The sequence below is a fragment of the Pseudomonas sp. I8001 genome (assembly GCF_013385345.1).
In the GTDB taxonomy this organism is placed as follows: domain Bacteria; phylum Pseudomonadota; class Gammaproteobacteria; order Pseudomonadales; family Pseudomonadaceae; genus Aquipseudomonas.
Map to the genome: position 1 here is coordinate 742,900 of NZ_JACAQC010000007.1, position 14,142 is coordinate 757,041.

Sequence of the window (14,142 nt, forward strand, 5' to 3'; positions counted from 1 at the left end):
GCGTTGGTCCTACAGGGGCAACGCCATGTAGAACTGCGTCCCCTGCCCCGGCCGCGAATACACCCCCATGCGGCCACCGTGCAATTGCACGATCTCCTTGCACAGCGCCAGGCCCAGCCCGGCGCCGCCTTTCTTGCGGCCTACCTGCACAAACGGTTCGAAGATTCGTCCCTGCTGGCCGTAGGCAATGCCTTCACCGTTGTCTTCAACGCTGACAATCACCCGTTCGCCATGACGACGCGCCTGCAAGCGGATCTGCCCACCGTCGGCTGTGTGCCGCAGGGCATTGCCCAGCAAATTGTCGAGCACCCTTTCCAGCTGCGCTCGATCGGCATGCAACCTCGGTAGCGGGGATTGTTCCTCAACCAGCAGTTCGATGTTCTGCGCATTCGCCTGCTCCGCGAAGCGGGCGCGGGCATGTTCGAGCAGGTCGCTGATGTCACACGGGCCCAGGGTGAGTTTCTGCAAGCCATTCTGGTAGCGCGAGAAGTTGAGCAAGTCGTTGATCAACTGCATCAGGCGCTGCATTTCCTCGTTGACCGTATCCAGCAGGTCCGCTTCGCGCGACTCCGCAGGAAACTTCGCCCGTTCCCGGAACAAGCCGAAGGCCATGTGCATGCCCGTCACCGGCGTGCGTAATTCATGGGACGCGCGCAATACAAACTCACTGCGCACTCGTTCAAAGGCACGCTGCTCGGTAACGTCATGCAGCACCATCACCGCGCCCAGAATGTGCCCCTGGGTATGGCTGACCGGCGTCAGGCTGTACGTCAGCAGGCGCAGCTCACCCTCAACCTCTACTTCCAGGTCTTCAGGTGCGCGCTCCAGATTGCCGCCGCGCAGTACCAGCTGCAGTTGTTCATCCAGTTCCGGGCGGCCCAGGGCGTCGCCAAGGCCTTGGCCCAGGCGATTCTCGTCCCAGCCGAGTTGACGTTGTGCCACCGGGTTAAGGTGTTCCAGGCGACCCTGGCGGTCGATCATCAGCAGGCCGTCGTCGATGCTGTCGAGCACCGCCTGCAAGCGTTGTTGCCCGGCCAGCAGCTCGTCGACATTGGTTGCCTGATGCTGGCGCAACGCCTCGGCCATGATGCCGAAGCGTCGGGTCAGCAGGTTCATTTCCGCTGCGGATGAAATGGGCAGCGTGACTTCGAAGTTGCCCTGGCCGATCTTGTCGGCGGCCTTGGCCAGCGCTTCGATCGGCCCGCCAAAGCGTCGGGCGATACCGTGGGCGGTAACGAAACCGATGATCAGCACCGCCAGCCCGACCAGGCCCAGCAGGCCGGCAATCAGCAGCGCACGTTCACGGGACTTGTGTTCGGTATCGTTGATGTTATCCAGGGCTTTCTTGTGCTCGGTGATCAGGCCGTTGCGCAGGATGTTGAAGCGTTTGGTCAGCTCGTCGTTGTTGCGCAGTTGCGGCGGAGCATTCTCCTTTTCATCGAACGCCTCGAGAAAGCTCAGGTAATTGGTCTTGGCCTGGGTAAAACCGCTGGTTACCGCGTCCTTTTGTTCGTGGTCGATACCTTGCTGCAACAGGGCGAAATAGCGTTGCTTGGAGTCTTCCAGCGCAGCGGTATTCGGCTGTTCATTGAGCATGATCATCAACTGGTCGCCGAGGGTCTGCCGAAGCTTGAGCCCCAGGTCCAATGTGATGAAGTTGCTGCGAATCAACGATTCCTGGGTCTTGGCCATTTGCATGACGCTCACCAGCCCCAGCAGCAACCCCAACAGGGCGACGGTGATCAGCGCGGAAATACTCAGGAACAACCGAGTGCGCAGGGTCATCGCAAGCTTCATAGGCTACAGCTCACAGGTTGTATTGTTTGCGTTTGCGATACAGCGTCGACGCATCAATGCCAAGGGTTCGGGCCGCCTGGTCCAGGGTGTCGCTGGTGGCCAGCACGGCGCCGATATGCGCCTTTTCCAGTTCATCCAGGCTCAACGCCGCACCGATACGCGGGGCATTGTTAGTCGGCTGCTCGGCCATGCCGAGGTGGCTGATCTCAACTTTTTCCTGCGGGCAGATGATGCTGGCCCGCTCAACCACGTTGCGCAGCTCGCGGATGTTCCCCGGCCAGCGGTAGTTGAGCAGTGCCTCACGGGCTTCATCGCTGAAGCCGCGTGCCGGCCGCGCATATTCCTTCACGAAGCGCGCCAGGAAGCGGTCGGCCAGGGTCAGGATGTCTTCGCTGCGTTCGCGCAGGGGCGGCAGGTGCAAGGTGATGACATTCAGGCGATACAGCAGGTCTTCGCGGAAACGGCCGTCGCGAACCATGTCTTCCAGGTTCAGGTTGGTTGCGGCGAGGATTCGCACATCGGCACGGCGCGTCACCGGGTCGCCGACGCGCTCGTATTCCTTGTCCTGGATAAAGCGCAGCAACTTGGGTTGTAAAGTAAGCGGAAAGTCGCCGATCTCGTCGAGAAACAAGGTGCCGCCATCGGCCTGGTTGACGCGGCCGAGGGTGCTTTCGCTGGCGCCGGTAAACGCACCACGGCTATGACCGAACAACTCGCTTTCCATCAGTTCCGCCGTCAGCGATGGGCAGTTGATGGTGACGCAGGATTTTTTCGCGCGTTTGCTCCAACCGTGGATCGCCCGGGCCAGTTCACCTTTACCGGTGCCGGACTCGCCGAGAATCAGGATGTTGGCATCAGTGCCCGCCACCTGGCGTGCGGTTTCCAGCACCACCATCATCGCCGGGCTATGGGAGTCGAGGCCGTCCTTGGGCTGGCGCACTGCGCCTTCCAGGGCTTCCAGGCGTGCCGAGAGCTGGCGCACTTCCAGCTGTTTGGCCGTGGCCAGGCGCAATTGATCGGGGCTGCAAGGCTTTACCAGGTAGTCGGCCGCGCCGGCCTGAATCGCATCCACGGCGGTGTCGACGGCCGAGTGGGCCGTGACGATCACCACGCGCATCCACGGCGCCTGGATACGCATTTGCGCCAGTACATCCAGGCCGTTGTCTTCGCCCAGGCGCAGGTCCAGGAAGCACAGGTCAAACACCTGGCGTTGCAACAAGGCATCGGCCTGGGCGGCGCTGTTGGCGGTGGCTACGGTGTAGCCTTCATCTTCCAGGCAGTAACGGAAGGTGCGAAGGATCGCGGATTCGTCATCCACTAAAAGAATGCGGCCTTGAAGTTCCTTGGCTGATTCCATCTGTCCCGCGCTCCCTTAAGAATGAATGATGTTGTTTAGTCCCGGAATAATCGGGCAAGTTGCATGGTTTATTCTGATTGATTAAAGCCGTCACCGCGCAGCTATCTGCGCTTCTTCTTACAAAGACGCCCACAAGAGGCGTTTTTGTCTCCCTCTTGCCACTTCGGCAGTCGAACGTTGCCTTCCTATCCCTTGATCCGACCAGTGACCATCGTGCATTTCGCACGGCAAGGATAGGGGCATCGTGCAGGATGCTCGTGGTGTCAAAGCGCTTTTGTTTTTAACTTGTTGATTTTATTGGGTTTTATTTTGTTAAAAAACTGGCACGCAGGCTGCAATACACCTCATACGAGTTTCATCTACGAATAATCAGAATGCGGGAGAGATACAGCATGACTCGCCAAAGCCTGACCCAACTGCGTGTATCGCCACTGCGCCTGCAACAGGGGCTGTTTGCCAGCCTGGCCCTGATGGTGACCTTGATTGGCGGTCAGCAATTGGCGCATTGGCAGCAGAGTCAGCAGCAAGTCGTGCAGTTTGAACGTCCGATGATGACCCAGACCCATTTCCGCTCCGTCGGCAGCACTGCCGCCGATGTGACAACCCCGCAATTGGCGGCGGTTGAACAGGACTCCACCCTCGGCGACCTGCCATCGCAGGAACGCTGGGTGTTCTAGGCAATACACGGTCCTCGAATCGAGCGACCGCAGGCTCTACCGCTGTTACCCCTAAAAGAAGCGTAAGGAGAATCACCATGTTGAGTTGGGCAATCACATTTCTGATCATCGCCATTGTGGCTGCAGTCCTGGGCTTCGGTGGTATCGCGGGCACCGCTACGGGTATCGCCAAGATTCTGTTTGTGGTCTTCCTGGTGATGTTCATCGCTTCCTTCTTCTTTGGCCGTCGTGGTCGAGGCTAAGCATGTTCAACTCGTCCCTTAAAGTCCTGGCTGCCGCCCTGTTGTTGGGCGGCAGCGGCTTGGTGCTGGCTGCCAATGATGGCCAGTCCCGAGCCAACGAACTGCTGAGTGCGGACCCGCAGTACCGCGAGACCTGGCAGAGCGTGGTCAAGAAGGAAGAGCGCCTGCCTGAATGGGTGATGAACCTTTCGGGTAGCGCTGAACAGATGAATGCCGTTGAAGAGGATGGTGACAAGTACTTGGTCGGGCCGCTCTGTGAAACCGCAGACACATGCCTGAACAAGCGCCTGATCGTCGCTTTCAGCTTCGACAAGGAAGATGCTTACGCGATGTTGGTAGAAGTCCCGGCGGGCTTGCCCGCGGACAAATCGCCAACGCGGCACGCCGACTACCGTTTTCTTGGCAAGCCGGACGAAGGCATGCAAAAGCTGCTGATGGAACAGCTCAAGAAAGATCCGAATTGGTACTAGGTTCGGTCTGACGACGCTGTCGTCTACCGGCTTAACGTCCATAGAAAGAAGCGCCGTGCTTCTTTCTGTTTGCATCGCCCGACAAGGGTGGTGCATGACCAAGGGGCCGGGTTGCTCTGATCGTTTGGATCGGCGTGACCTACGGGGACAGGGAGTGCCTGCGCAAGGGCCGGGTCAGGTGAAAAGCTGCGACGCAAGTTCCCAAGCCGATGGTTTGTGGAACTTGCGACGGGCTTGCGGCTCCTATGCCCGCTTCTGTCATGCCGCCCATAGCGGCAATTCTCCTTTTTGCGTCCGCCCAACCATTTCTTGGTGTTTCCGCGTGACCATCTATCGAGAAAGTTTGTCTCCTGCCAGACGAGTTTTTCGATGGTATGCGTAGGAATTTTCAGGGGTTTTCAACTGCGACCGTAGATTTTCAAAAAACCCTGCGCGAGCCTGAAATGGCCGGTTCGCGGCATTTATGCCTGCCGAAATGTCGTATTCGAACTGACCGTTCAGACAGAAAAACTCAAAAAAACTCATGCCGATTCGGCATAGGGTAGGCGTTTACGGCATTAGACGTCGCCTCCTTGCATCGGAATAGTTGCGCCTTTTTTCGCCTGCCAGTGAGCCATATCGGCCAACTGCGGTGACCTTCTACGGGGGCAGATGCACACACTTTTTCGCTCTCGAGCGTTCCAGCTGCTGGCGCATCTGCCTGAGTCCACTTGAAGTAAGGGTAATGACATGAAGAAGGCAAAGCTAAGCCTCGCCTGGCAGATCCTCATCGGTCTGGTGCTGGGGATTGCAATCGGTGCGGTGCTTAACCATTTCAGTGCTGAAAAGGCCTGGTGGATCAGCAACGTGTTGCAGCCCGCTGGCGATATCTTTATCCGCCTGATCAAGATGATCGTTATCCCGATCGTGATTTCGTCGCTGATTGTCGGAATCGCCGGTGTTGGCGATGCGAAAAAGCTCGGCCGGATCGGCGTTAAAACCATCCTTTACTTCGAAGTGGTCACCACCATTGCCATTGTGGTCGGCCTGTTGCTGGCCAACCTGTTCCATCCGGGTACCGGCATCGACATGAGTACCCTGGGTACCGTCGACATTTCCAAATACACGGCCACCGCCGCCGAGGTCCAGCACGAGCACGCGTTCATCGAGACGATCCTCAACCTGATCCCGTCGAATATCTTCGCCGCCGTGGCCCGTGGCGACATGCTGCCGATCATCTTCTTCTCGGTGTTGTTCGGCCTCGGCTTGTCGAGCCTCAAGCCTGAATTGCGCGAGCCCCTGGTGACCATGTTCCAGGGCGTGTCCGAGAGCATGTTCAAAGTCACCCACATGATCATGAAATACGCCCCGATCGGTGTATTTGCCCTGATCGCGGTGACCGTCGCCAACTTCGGCTTCGCCTCGCTGCTGCCGCTGGCCAAGCTGGTGATTCTGGTTTACGTCGCCATCCTGTTCTTCGCCTTTGTGGTCCTCGGCCTGATCGCCCGCCTGTTCGGCTTCTCGGTGATCAAGTTGATGCGCATCTTCAAGGATGAGCTGGTGCTGGCCTACTCCACTGCCAGCTCTGAAACCGTGCTGCCGCGTGTGATCGAGAAGATGGAAGCCTACGGCGCGCCGAAGGCGATCTGCAGCTTCGTGGTACCGACCGGCTACTCGTTCAACCTCGACGGTTCGACCCTGTACCAGAGCATCGCGGCGATCTTTATCGCCCAGCTGTATGGCATCGACCTGTCGATTGGCCAGCAACTGATGCTGGTGCTGACCCTGATGGTCACCTCCAAAGGCATCGCCGGCGTGCCGGGCGTGTCCTTCGTGGTACTGCTGGCGACCCTGGGCAGCGTGGGCATTCCGCTGGAAGGCCTGGCGTTCATCGCCGGTGTCGACCGCATCATGGACATGGCCCGTACCGCACTGAACGTGATCGGCAACGCCCTGGCCGTACTGGTCATCTCCCGTTGGGAAGGCATGTACGACGATGCCAAGGGCGAGCGCTACTGGAACTCCCTGCCGCACTGGCGCACCAAGCAAGTGCTGCCGGCCGGCGAGACCACTCGCGGCTGACCGCCAGGACTGGCTCCTACACAAACCCCGGAAAATCCGGGGTTTGTCGTTTCTGCCAGCCCCGCTATCATTCGCCCCATCTTTCGGGGGATTCAACTGATGCTCAATGGCCTGTGGCTTGGCTTCTTTATCGTGGCGATGGTGTCTGCGCTGGCGCAATGGCTGATCGGCGGGAATGCCGGGATCTTTGCGGCCATGGTGGAAAGCATTTTCGCCATGGCCAAGCTGTCGGTCGAGGTGATGGTGTTGCTGTTCGGCACCCTGACCTTGTGGCTGGGCTTCCTGCGTATCGCCGAGAAAGCCGGGATCGTCGACTGGCTGGCCAAGGCCCTGGGGCCACTGTTCCGGCGCCTGATGCCGGAAGTGCCTGCCGGTCACCCGGCCATCGGCTTGATCACGCTCAACTTCGCCGCCAACGGCCTGGGCCTCGATAACGCCGCTACGCCCATCGGCCTCAAGGCCATGAAGGCGCTGCAAGAGCTCAACCCTATCCCCAATACCGCCAGCAACGCGCAGATCCTGTTCCTGGTACTCAACGCGTCTTCCCTGACCCTGCTGCCGGTCACCATCTTCATGTACCGCGCCCAGCAAGGTGCGGCGGACCCGACGCTGGTGTTCCTGCCGATCCTGCTGGCCACCAGCGCCTCGACCCTGGTGGGCCTGTTGTCGGTGGCGGTGATGCAACGCCTGCGGCTGTGGGACCCGGTGGTGCTGGCGTATCTGATTCCGGGTGCGCTGGTACTGGGTGGCTTCATGGCCTTGCTGGCGACGCTCTCAGCCACTGCGCTGGCGGGGCTGTCGTCGATCCTCGGCAACCTCACGCTGTTCGGGCTGATCATGTTGTTCCTGGTGATCGGCGCGCTGCGCAAGGTCAAGGTCTACGAGGCGTTTGTCGAAGGTGCCAAAGAGGGCTTCGACGTTGCCAAGAACCTGCTGCCGTACCTGGTGGCGATGCTGTGTGCAGTGGGCGTGTTGCGGGCGTCCGGCGCGCTGGATTTCGGCCTGGAAGGCATTCGCCACGTGGTGGCCTGGACCGGCATGGACACGCGCTTTGTCGATGCGCTGCCGACCGCGATGGTCAAGCCGTTCTCCGGCAGTGCGGCGCGGGCGATGTTGATTGAGACCATGCAGACCCAGGGCGTGGACAGCTTCCCGGCGCTGGTGGCGGCGACGATTCAGGGCAGCACCGAGACCACGTTCTATGTGTTGGCGGTGTACTTTGGCTCGGTGGGAATCCAGCGGGCACGGCATGCGGTGGGGTGTGCGTTGTTGGCGGAGTTTGCTGGTGTGGTGGCGGCGATTGCGGTGTGCTACTGGTTCTTCGGCTAAGACCTGAATCCCTGTGGCGAGGGAGCTTGCTCCCGTTGGGCCGCGAAGCGGCCCCAGTCAGTTATCGCAGGTGTGTCAGTCAAAGCTCATTGACTGGTTTTGGGGCTGCTGCGCAGCCCAACGGGAGCAAGCTCCCTCGCCACAAAAGCGCGGTTTCCCAGGCCGACGGCCCAATCCACCACCTGCCTGTTCAGTACATCGCCAGCCTGACCAAACCCGGCTACCACCGCCGGCACCTTGGTATCCCCCACCGGCTGCCTCACCTCGAACCGCTTGCTGGCAATAATCCGTTGATCACTGCCGCGCACCAACCGTGCGTCCAGCCGTATCACCACTTCAACTGCGCTGCCGCGATACTCACTCTGAAACGCCTGCAACTGCCCGCCCAACTCAAAGTCCGCCTGCAGATTGGTCTCATCGGTACTGAGCAACGTCACCCGCCCATCCCGCTGGAACCCGTCCAGCAACCGGTTACGCAACAGCACGGGGGCTGGATCGCTCCAGCGGGAATTCGCATAGCTGCTGATCAAGTCACCGTTAGGCACCACGGCAATCCGCGGGCTGTCGAGGAATTCGCTGGTCTGCGGCTTCGCCACCCGCAGCGACCAGGCCACCGGGCTGGCCTGCGTGGCGGCCTGCGCCGATGGCAACCGGTACACGTCCGAGGGATCCGCCTTCGGCAGGATGGAACACGCACTGACCAATACCAGCGCAACGGGGGCGATCATTTGGTACGCACGCTTCATGGCGTGAACTCCTTGTTCTTGTCGCTGCCCAGCAGGTAACCGCTGGGGTTGGCTTCCAGGCGGCGGGAAATGGCGCGCAACGAACCCAGGGTTTCCCGCAGCTCGCGCACCGCTGGCGCCAGTTCGTTGAGACCCTGCATGCCGCTGTTCAGGGAATCCTTGTTGTTGGTCAGCAAGGTGTCGATCGTGGCCGTGCTCTGTTGAAGGGACTGCATGGCCTTTTCAGTACTGCCGAAAACCTGCTTACCCTGGTCGTTGAGCAAACCGTTGGCGTTGCGCATCAGCGCGGTGGTTTGCTCCAGGGTGGCGCTGGCCTGTTTGCTCACCTGCATCAATTGCTGCATCACCACCTTGATGTCGCCGCGCTGATCGGCAATCGCGCCGGTGGTCTGTTGCAGGTTGTCCAGGGTATTGCTGAGGCGGTCGACGTTCTCCCGGGAGAACATGTGATTGGCGTTGTGCAGCAGCAAGTTGATGCTGGTCATCAGGTCGTTGCTGTTGTTCAGCAGTCGCGCGATCGGCGATGGCGACGCAATGATTTCCGGCAGGTTGCCGTCCTTGCCCTTGAGCTCAGGGCTTTGGGGCGTACCGCCGCTGAGCTGGATGATCGAGGTGCCAGTAATGCCGGTCAGGGCCAGCTTGGCCTGGGTGTCTTCCTTGATCGGCGTCTGCCCGGCCAGGCGGATGCGCGCCAGCACCCGGCGCGGGTCTTTCGGGTCGAGGCGCAGGCTGGTGACGTCGCCCACCTTGATCCCGCTGTACTGCACGGCACTGCCTTGGGACAGTCCGCTGACCGCCTCGTTGAACACCACTTCGTAATCCTGGAATGCGCTGTCGACGCTGGACTTGGCCAGCCACAGGCCAAACAGCATGGCGCCGACCACGACGATCACGCTGAACAGACCGATCATCACATGATGGGCTCGGGTTTCCATGTCATACCTCGTTGAGCAGTTGAGCGGCATCCAATGCCGCGCGGCCCCGTGGGCCATGGAAGTATTCGTGAATCCAGGCGTCGTCGGTTTCCGAGACGACATCGATGGCATCCGCCACCAGTACCTTTTTCTGCGCCAGCACCGCTACGCGGTCGGTGATGGTGTACAGCGTGTCGAGGTCGTGGGTGACCAGGAACACGCTCAAGCCCAGCGCATCGCGCAGGGTCAGGATCAGTTGATCGAAGGCGGCGGCGCCGATCGGGTCGAGGCCGGCGGTGGGTTCATCGAGAAACAGGATGTCCGGGTCCAGCGCCAGGGCACGGGCCAGGGCCGCGCGCTTGATCATGCCGCCGGAGAGTGACGAGGGGTATTTGTCGGCGGCCGACAGCGGCAGCCCGGCCAACGCCAGTTTCACTGCCGCCAGGTGCTCGGCATCGGGACGGCTGAGGCCGGCATGCTCTATCAGTGGCAACGCAACGTTCTCGGTGACCGTCAGCGAGGAAAACAGCGCGCCCTTCTGGAACAGCACGCCGAAGCGCCGCTCCACCAGCGACCGCTCGTGTTCCGACAGGCTCGGCAAGTTCTGCCCGAACACCCGCACCTGGCCTTCGCTGGGCTGGCGCAAACCGATGATGCTGCGCAGCAGCACCGACTTGCCGCTGCCGGAGCCACCGACGACGGCGAGGATTTCACCCTTGTACAAGTCCAGGTCGAGGTTCTCGTGCACGCTTTGCGAACCAAAGCGGTTGCACAGCCCGCGGACTTCGATCACCGCCTCAGTGGGCGCACGGCGTAAACGACTCACCAGCCCATCTCCATGAAGAACAGTGCGGCGACCGCATCCAGCACGATCACCACGAAAATCGATTGCACCACACTGGAGGTGGTGTGGGCGCCGACGGACTCGGCGCTGCCGCTGACCTTGAAACCTTCGAGGCAGCCGATGGCCGCGATCAGGAACGCGAAGATCGGCGCCTTGACCATGCCGACTAGGAAGTGCTGCACGCCAATGTCCGATTGCAGCAGCGACAGGAACATTGCCGGCGAAATATCCAGGGCCACGGCACACACCACACCGCCGCCGATAATGCCCGAGAGCATTGCCAGGAACGTCAGCATCGGCAGCGCCACCAGCAATGCCAGTACGCGGGGCAGCACCAGCAACTCCATCGGGTCGAGGCCCAGGGTGCGGATCGCATCGATCTCTTCGTTGGCCTTCATCGAGCCGATCTGTGCGGTGAAGGCACTGGCGGTGCGGCCCGCCATCAGGATCGCGGTGAGCAACACGCCGAACTCCCGCAGGAAGGAGAACGCCACCAGGTCCACGGTGAAGATACTCGCGCCAAAACTGGCCAGCACCGTGGCACCGAGAAACGCCACCACTGCGCCCACCAGGAAGGTCAGCAAGGCCACGATGGGGGCCGCGTCGAGGCCGGTTTGTTCGATATGCGCAACCATTGGCGTCACGCGCCAGCGCTTGGGCCGGAATACGCCACGGGCGAAGGTTTCGAGGATCAGGCCGATAAAGCCCAGCAGTTTCATGCCGTCTTGCCAGACGGTGTAGACCGCGCCGCCGATGCGCGCCAGCAACATGATGCCGGCGGCTTCTTCGGGTTCCTTGACCGGCACACAGAAGTCGTTCAGAGAGCGGTAGACGGTTTTCAGTAACGCGCGGTCGGCGGTCGAGAGGCTGCAGTCGGTCTGTTCGGCGGACTGTTCGATGCGCTCGGGGCCGAGCAATTCCACCAGCAGCGAGGCGCCGGCCGTGTCCAGGGCGCCGAGGCCGTTAAGGTCGATACGTGCGCCAGCGTCGTACTGGCCGTCGAGCTTTTCCGACAGCTTCTTCAGGTTGGCATAGTGGGCAAGCGTCCAATCCCCTGTAATCCTCAGCAATGGAGGCTGGGTGGACGTGTCCAGATGGGCTGCACCGGCCGTTGTGCTACTGGTCATAAGCTCCGAGCTTGTTTGGCTATTCCAGAATTCCTACGTAATAGCACGATCCTGCCTACTTTGGCGCGTCTGGCGTTGTAGCGCCCTGACCGGGGTCAGTCACCTTGAAGCGCAACACGCCGATCACTTGGCCATCTTCGGTCAGCACCCGTACCTGCCAGCGTCCTACCGAGTCGGGGGGGAAGTTCTGCTTGTGGGTCCAGGCCCGATAGCCTTCCTTGCGCCCACCATGGATGTCCAGGGCGATGCGGTCGACTTCCTTGCCGTTGAATTTCCACACATGGTAGATCCGCTCATCCAGGCCGCGCGGCGCGTTGATCGCGGTGTAGGCATACAGCCCGCTGCTGCGCAGTTGGGCGGCGCTGACTTCTTTCAGGTCATCGCCGGGCGTGCGGTCCTGCAATTGGGTGCTGATGGCCACTTCGGTCATCCACAGCGTAGCGGGCGGCACCCAAGTGCGCAGGAACCAGCCGGCGCAACCAATCGCTGCGGTAACCCCCAACAGCATCGCCCAGCCCTTGATGCTACGCAGCGGCAGGCTCACGGCCAGGCTCGGGATAGAGAGCGCCATCGCCACGCCGAGGGCCAGTTTGTAACTCTCGGCGGTGGTCAGGTGCAGGATGATCGGCAGCGCGGTCAGCAGGGCTGCGAACAGGGTCAGGGTGTGCAGTGCGAGAAACAGCGAGCGCTTGGGTGCCAGCCACTTGTAGTACAGCGGGTCGGTGATGGAGACCAACGCCGCCGCGCCCAGCAGGCCGGTAAAGATCGACTGGCCGCTGTTCCAGGTGGTGGTGACAAAAAAGAACGGCAGGACAAAAAACAGGCTTTCCTGATGGATCATCTGCGTGGCGTAGCGCAGCAGCGGTTCGGGGATTTCCCGTTTGAAGACTTTGCTGAACAGCTGGGTGAGGCTGTTTTCGAGCATCAGCCATAACCAGCTCACCAGCATGATGATCGCGATCCAGCTGGCCATGCCTTGCTGGCGATCCACCAGGATGAAGCTGCCCACACCCGAGATGAAACCGCCGAGTGCAATCACCCCTGGGTAGCGCTTCATCAGCTCGAGGATGCGCTGGATGGTGTGGGTCAGGATAGGCATTCGGCAGTTCACAGTCTTTGTAGGAAAAATCCCAGACAGAATAACGTTTTAGCCGTTTTCTCGGGGCCCGATTACGCAATCCCTTTGCGATAACGCCACACGCCTAGTAACACAATCGCAATCAGCCCCAGTGCGCCTGCGGCGATCCAGTTGAGGCTATCGTAGCTGAACAACGGTTTCTCGATGCGCCAGTAGCCGTTCTGCTTGAACAACTCGCGCATGGCCTGGTTGGCTTGCTCCAGGCTGACGGCCTTGATGCGCTTGGCCGGGTCGCTGAAATGCCCTTTGGCGTAGTCGCCCGAGGCACTCCAGTAATAGTCGGCCAACGCGCTGTTGCCTTGAACGGCCCACGCCTGGCGGGCAATGGCGGCTTGTTGCAGGCGGGCGAAGGTGGCCGGGTCGAGGCCGTCCTTGAGCAGTTGGGCCCTGAGGGTTTCCAGCACGTGCTCGGCTTCGGGCAGGTTGTCGCGTTCAAGGTCGGCGTTGAGGCTCATGAAGCCGACGCCGCCCAGCACTTCGCGCTCGCTCCATGGGCCATAGGACAAGCCGTGCTGCAAGCGCAATTGACGATACAGCGCCCAATCCAGGTAGTCCTTGAGCAGGTCGAAGGTTTCATCGTACTGGTCGTCCAGCACCGGCTCGGGGAATAACCAGTGCAGCTTGGCGTTGTCACCGACCCAGCCGTGGATCAGGTCGCGGCGGACGGCGGCGGCGTGTTGAATCTCCGGCAACGGGCGATGTTCGCTGGGGTCAACCGGATCCAGTGCGCCGTAAGTGCGTTCGAGATAGGCCGGCAGCAGCTTGTCGAGGTCGCCGACGATGATCAGGGTCATGTTGTTGGGGGCGTACCAGGCCTTGCGCAGCTTTTCCAACTGGTCGCGGGTCAGGTGCTCGACTTCGGCCCGCTCGGCGCATTTGAGCCCCAGTTCGACGGCAAGCTGACTGCTGGCCTTGTGGCCGAGGTCCTGGCGGTCCAGCAGCCGTTGCAGGTGTGAGTAATGGCCGCCGTCTTCGCGCTCCACCACCTGTTTGGCGGCATTGATGTTGGCGTCGGTCAGTTGGGTGCGGGTGATGATGGCCAGCAGCAGGTCGAGCACCTTGCGCTGGTTCTGCGCCGGAGCCTCGATGACGAAAGTGGTGTCGGCATTGCTGGTGTAGGCGTTCCAGTCGCCGCCGAGGGCTTGCATGCGTTCTTCCAGTTCACCTTCGCCGCCACCGTCGATCCCGCTGAACAGTAAATGCTCCAGCAGGTGCGGCAGTTCCTTGTCTTCGCAACTGAAGTCATCCAGGCCCACACCCACCACCAGGCGAATTGCCACATGGCCGCGTTCGTTGCCCGGCTTGAGCAGCAATTGCAGGCCGTTGGGCAGGGTGTAGCCCTCGACTTGCAGGCGGTCAAAGGCAAAGGTGTGTGCCGAACCCATGAGCAGGCAGGCGAATAGCAGGCGACGCATAACAGGCTTCCTGGCGAGTGAGGTC

The 14,142-nt window shown here is 60.9% G+C and carries 13 protein-coding genes; 5 read left to right on the top strand and 8 right to left on the bottom strand.

The genetic code is table 11. The features are described from left to right. Window positions 1-9: 9 nt before the first annotated feature. Entirely contained in the window at window positions 10-1,797 is a 1,788-nt protein-coding gene (locus HX839_RS07990) for a KinB sensor domain-containing domain (RefSeq protein ID WP_003214794.1), read from the bottom strand. Between the two features lie 10 nt (window positions 1,798-1,807). After that, a complete protein-coding gene (gene algB / locus HX839_RS07995; RefSeq protein WP_003214793.1) occupies window positions 1,808-3,154 on the bottom strand; it encodes a sigma-54-dependent response regulator transcription factor AlgB in 1,347 nt (448 codons plus the stop codon). 392 nt (window positions 3,155-3,546) lie between these two features. Here algB and HX839_RS08000 point away from each other — a divergent pair, with 392 nt between their 5' ends. From HX839_RS08000 to HX839_RS08020, 5 genes are all read left to right on the top strand, one after another. After that, window positions 3,547-3,831, top strand: coding sequence for a hypothetical protein (locus tag HX839_RS08000; protein WP_087694545.1), 285 nt, complete (start codon window positions 3,547-3,549; stop codon window positions 3,829-3,831). Between the two features lie 77 nt (window positions 3,832-3,908). Then, entirely contained in the window at window positions 3,909-4,073 is a 165-nt protein-coding gene (locus HX839_RS08005) for a DUF1328 domain-containing protein (protein ID WP_003170804.1), read from the top strand. 2 nt (window positions 4,074-4,075) lie between these two features. Next, complete coding sequence (locus HX839_RS08010; protein ID WP_102604421.1) at window positions 4,076-4,543, top strand: inhibitor of vertebrate lysozyme family protein; 468 nt, start codon at window positions 4,076-4,078, stop codon at window positions 4,541-4,543. 729 nt (window positions 4,544-5,272) lie between these two features. Beyond that, window positions 5,273-6,604 (top strand): glutamate/aspartate:proton symporter GltP, encoded by a 1,332-nt coding sequence (gene gltP, locus HX839_RS08015; protein ID WP_017477988.1) that lies wholly within the window; start codon window positions 5,273-5,275, stop codon window positions 6,602-6,604. Window positions 6,605-6,703: 99 nt separating this feature from the next. Then, complete coding sequence (locus HX839_RS08020) at window positions 6,704-7,933, top strand: nucleoside recognition domain-containing protein (RefSeq protein WP_003214785.1); 1,230 nt, start codon at window positions 6,704-6,706, stop codon at window positions 7,931-7,933. A gap of 86 nt (window positions 7,934-8,019) precedes the next feature. Here the strand turns inward: HX839_RS08020 and HX839_RS08025 are convergent, their stop codons facing one another. The 6 genes from HX839_RS08025 to HX839_RS08050 form a co-directional block, all read right to left on the bottom strand. Next, window positions 8,020-8,679, bottom strand: coding sequence for an ABC-type transport auxiliary lipoprotein family protein (locus tag HX839_RS08025; protein WP_177020364.1), 660 nt, complete (start codon window positions 8,677-8,679; stop codon window positions 8,020-8,022). Further along, the gene (locus HX839_RS08030; RefSeq protein ID WP_177066932.1) at window positions 8,676-9,614 is read right to left on the bottom strand and encodes an MlaD family protein; all 939 of its coding nucleotides are present in this window, start codon (window positions 9,612-9,614) and stop codon (window positions 8,676-8,678) included. The genes HX839_RS08025 and HX839_RS08030 overlap by 4 nt, the downstream gene beginning before the upstream one ends. Before the next feature lies 1 nt (window position 9,615). Next, window positions 9,616-10,419 (bottom strand): ABC transporter ATP-binding protein, encoded by an 804-nt coding sequence (locus HX839_RS08035; protein WP_003214778.1) that lies wholly within the window; start codon window positions 10,417-10,419, stop codon window positions 9,616-9,618. Next, window positions 10,416-11,564, bottom strand: a complete 1,149-nt coding sequence (locus tag HX839_RS08040) for an ABC transporter permease (RefSeq protein ID WP_032899919.1) — start codon at window positions 11,562-11,564, stop codon at window positions 10,416-10,418. Before HX839_RS08040 ends, HX839_RS08035 begins: the two co-directional genes overlap by 4 nt. Window positions 11,565-11,619: 55 nt before the next feature. Next, window positions 11,620-12,663, bottom strand: coding sequence for a DUF5924 family protein (locus HX839_RS08045; protein ID WP_003214774.1), 1,044 nt, complete (start codon window positions 12,661-12,663; stop codon window positions 11,620-11,622). 71 nt (window positions 12,664-12,734) lie between these two features. Further along, window positions 12,735-14,117, bottom strand: a complete 1,383-nt coding sequence (locus HX839_RS08050) for a pitrilysin family protein (RefSeq protein WP_177066933.1) — start codon at window positions 14,115-14,117, stop codon at window positions 12,735-12,737. Between the last annotated feature and the right edge of the window lie 25 nt (window positions 14,118-14,142).

Coding starts and splice junctions, on each gene's coding strand:
- HX839_RS07990 (WP_003214794.1), bottom strand. CDS start 1,797: ATGAAGCTTGCGATGACCCTGCGCACTCGGTTGTTCCTGAGTATTTCC.
- algB (WP_003214793.1), bottom strand. CDS start 3,154: ATGGAATCAGCCAAGGAACTTCAAGGCCGCATTCTTTTAGTGGATGAC.
- HX839_RS08000 (WP_087694545.1), top strand. CDS start 3,547: ATGACTCGCCAAAGCCTGACCCAACTGCGTGTATCGCCACTGCGCCTG.
- HX839_RS08005 (WP_003170804.1), top strand. CDS start 3,909: ATGTTGAGTTGGGCAATCACATTTCTGATCATCGCCATTGTGGCTGCA.
- HX839_RS08010 (WP_102604421.1), top strand. CDS start 4,076: ATGTTCAACTCGTCCCTTAAAGTCCTGGCTGCCGCCCTGTTGTTGGGC.
- gltP (WP_017477988.1), top strand. CDS start 5,273: ATGAAGAAGGCAAAGCTAAGCCTCGCCTGGCAGATCCTCATCGGTCTG.
- HX839_RS08020 (WP_003214785.1), top strand. CDS start 6,704: ATGCTCAATGGCCTGTGGCTTGGCTTCTTTATCGTGGCGATGGTGTCT.
- HX839_RS08025 (WP_177020364.1), bottom strand. CDS start 8,679: ATGAAGCGTGCGTACCAAATGATCGCCCCCGTTGCGCTGGTATTGGTC.
- HX839_RS08030 (WP_177066932.1), bottom strand. CDS start 9,614: ATGGAAACCCGAGCCCATCATGTGATGATCGGTCTGTTCAGCGTGATC.
- HX839_RS08040 (WP_032899919.1), bottom strand. CDS start 11,564: ATGACCAGTAGCACAACGGCCGGTGCAGCCCATCTGGACACGTCCACC.
- HX839_RS08045 (WP_003214774.1), bottom strand. CDS start 12,663: ATGCCTATCCTGACCCACACCATCCAGCGCATCCTCGAGCTGATGAAG.
- HX839_RS08050 (WP_177066933.1), bottom strand. CDS start 14,117: ATGCGTCGCCTGCTATTCGCCTGCCTGCTCATGGGTTCGGCACACACC.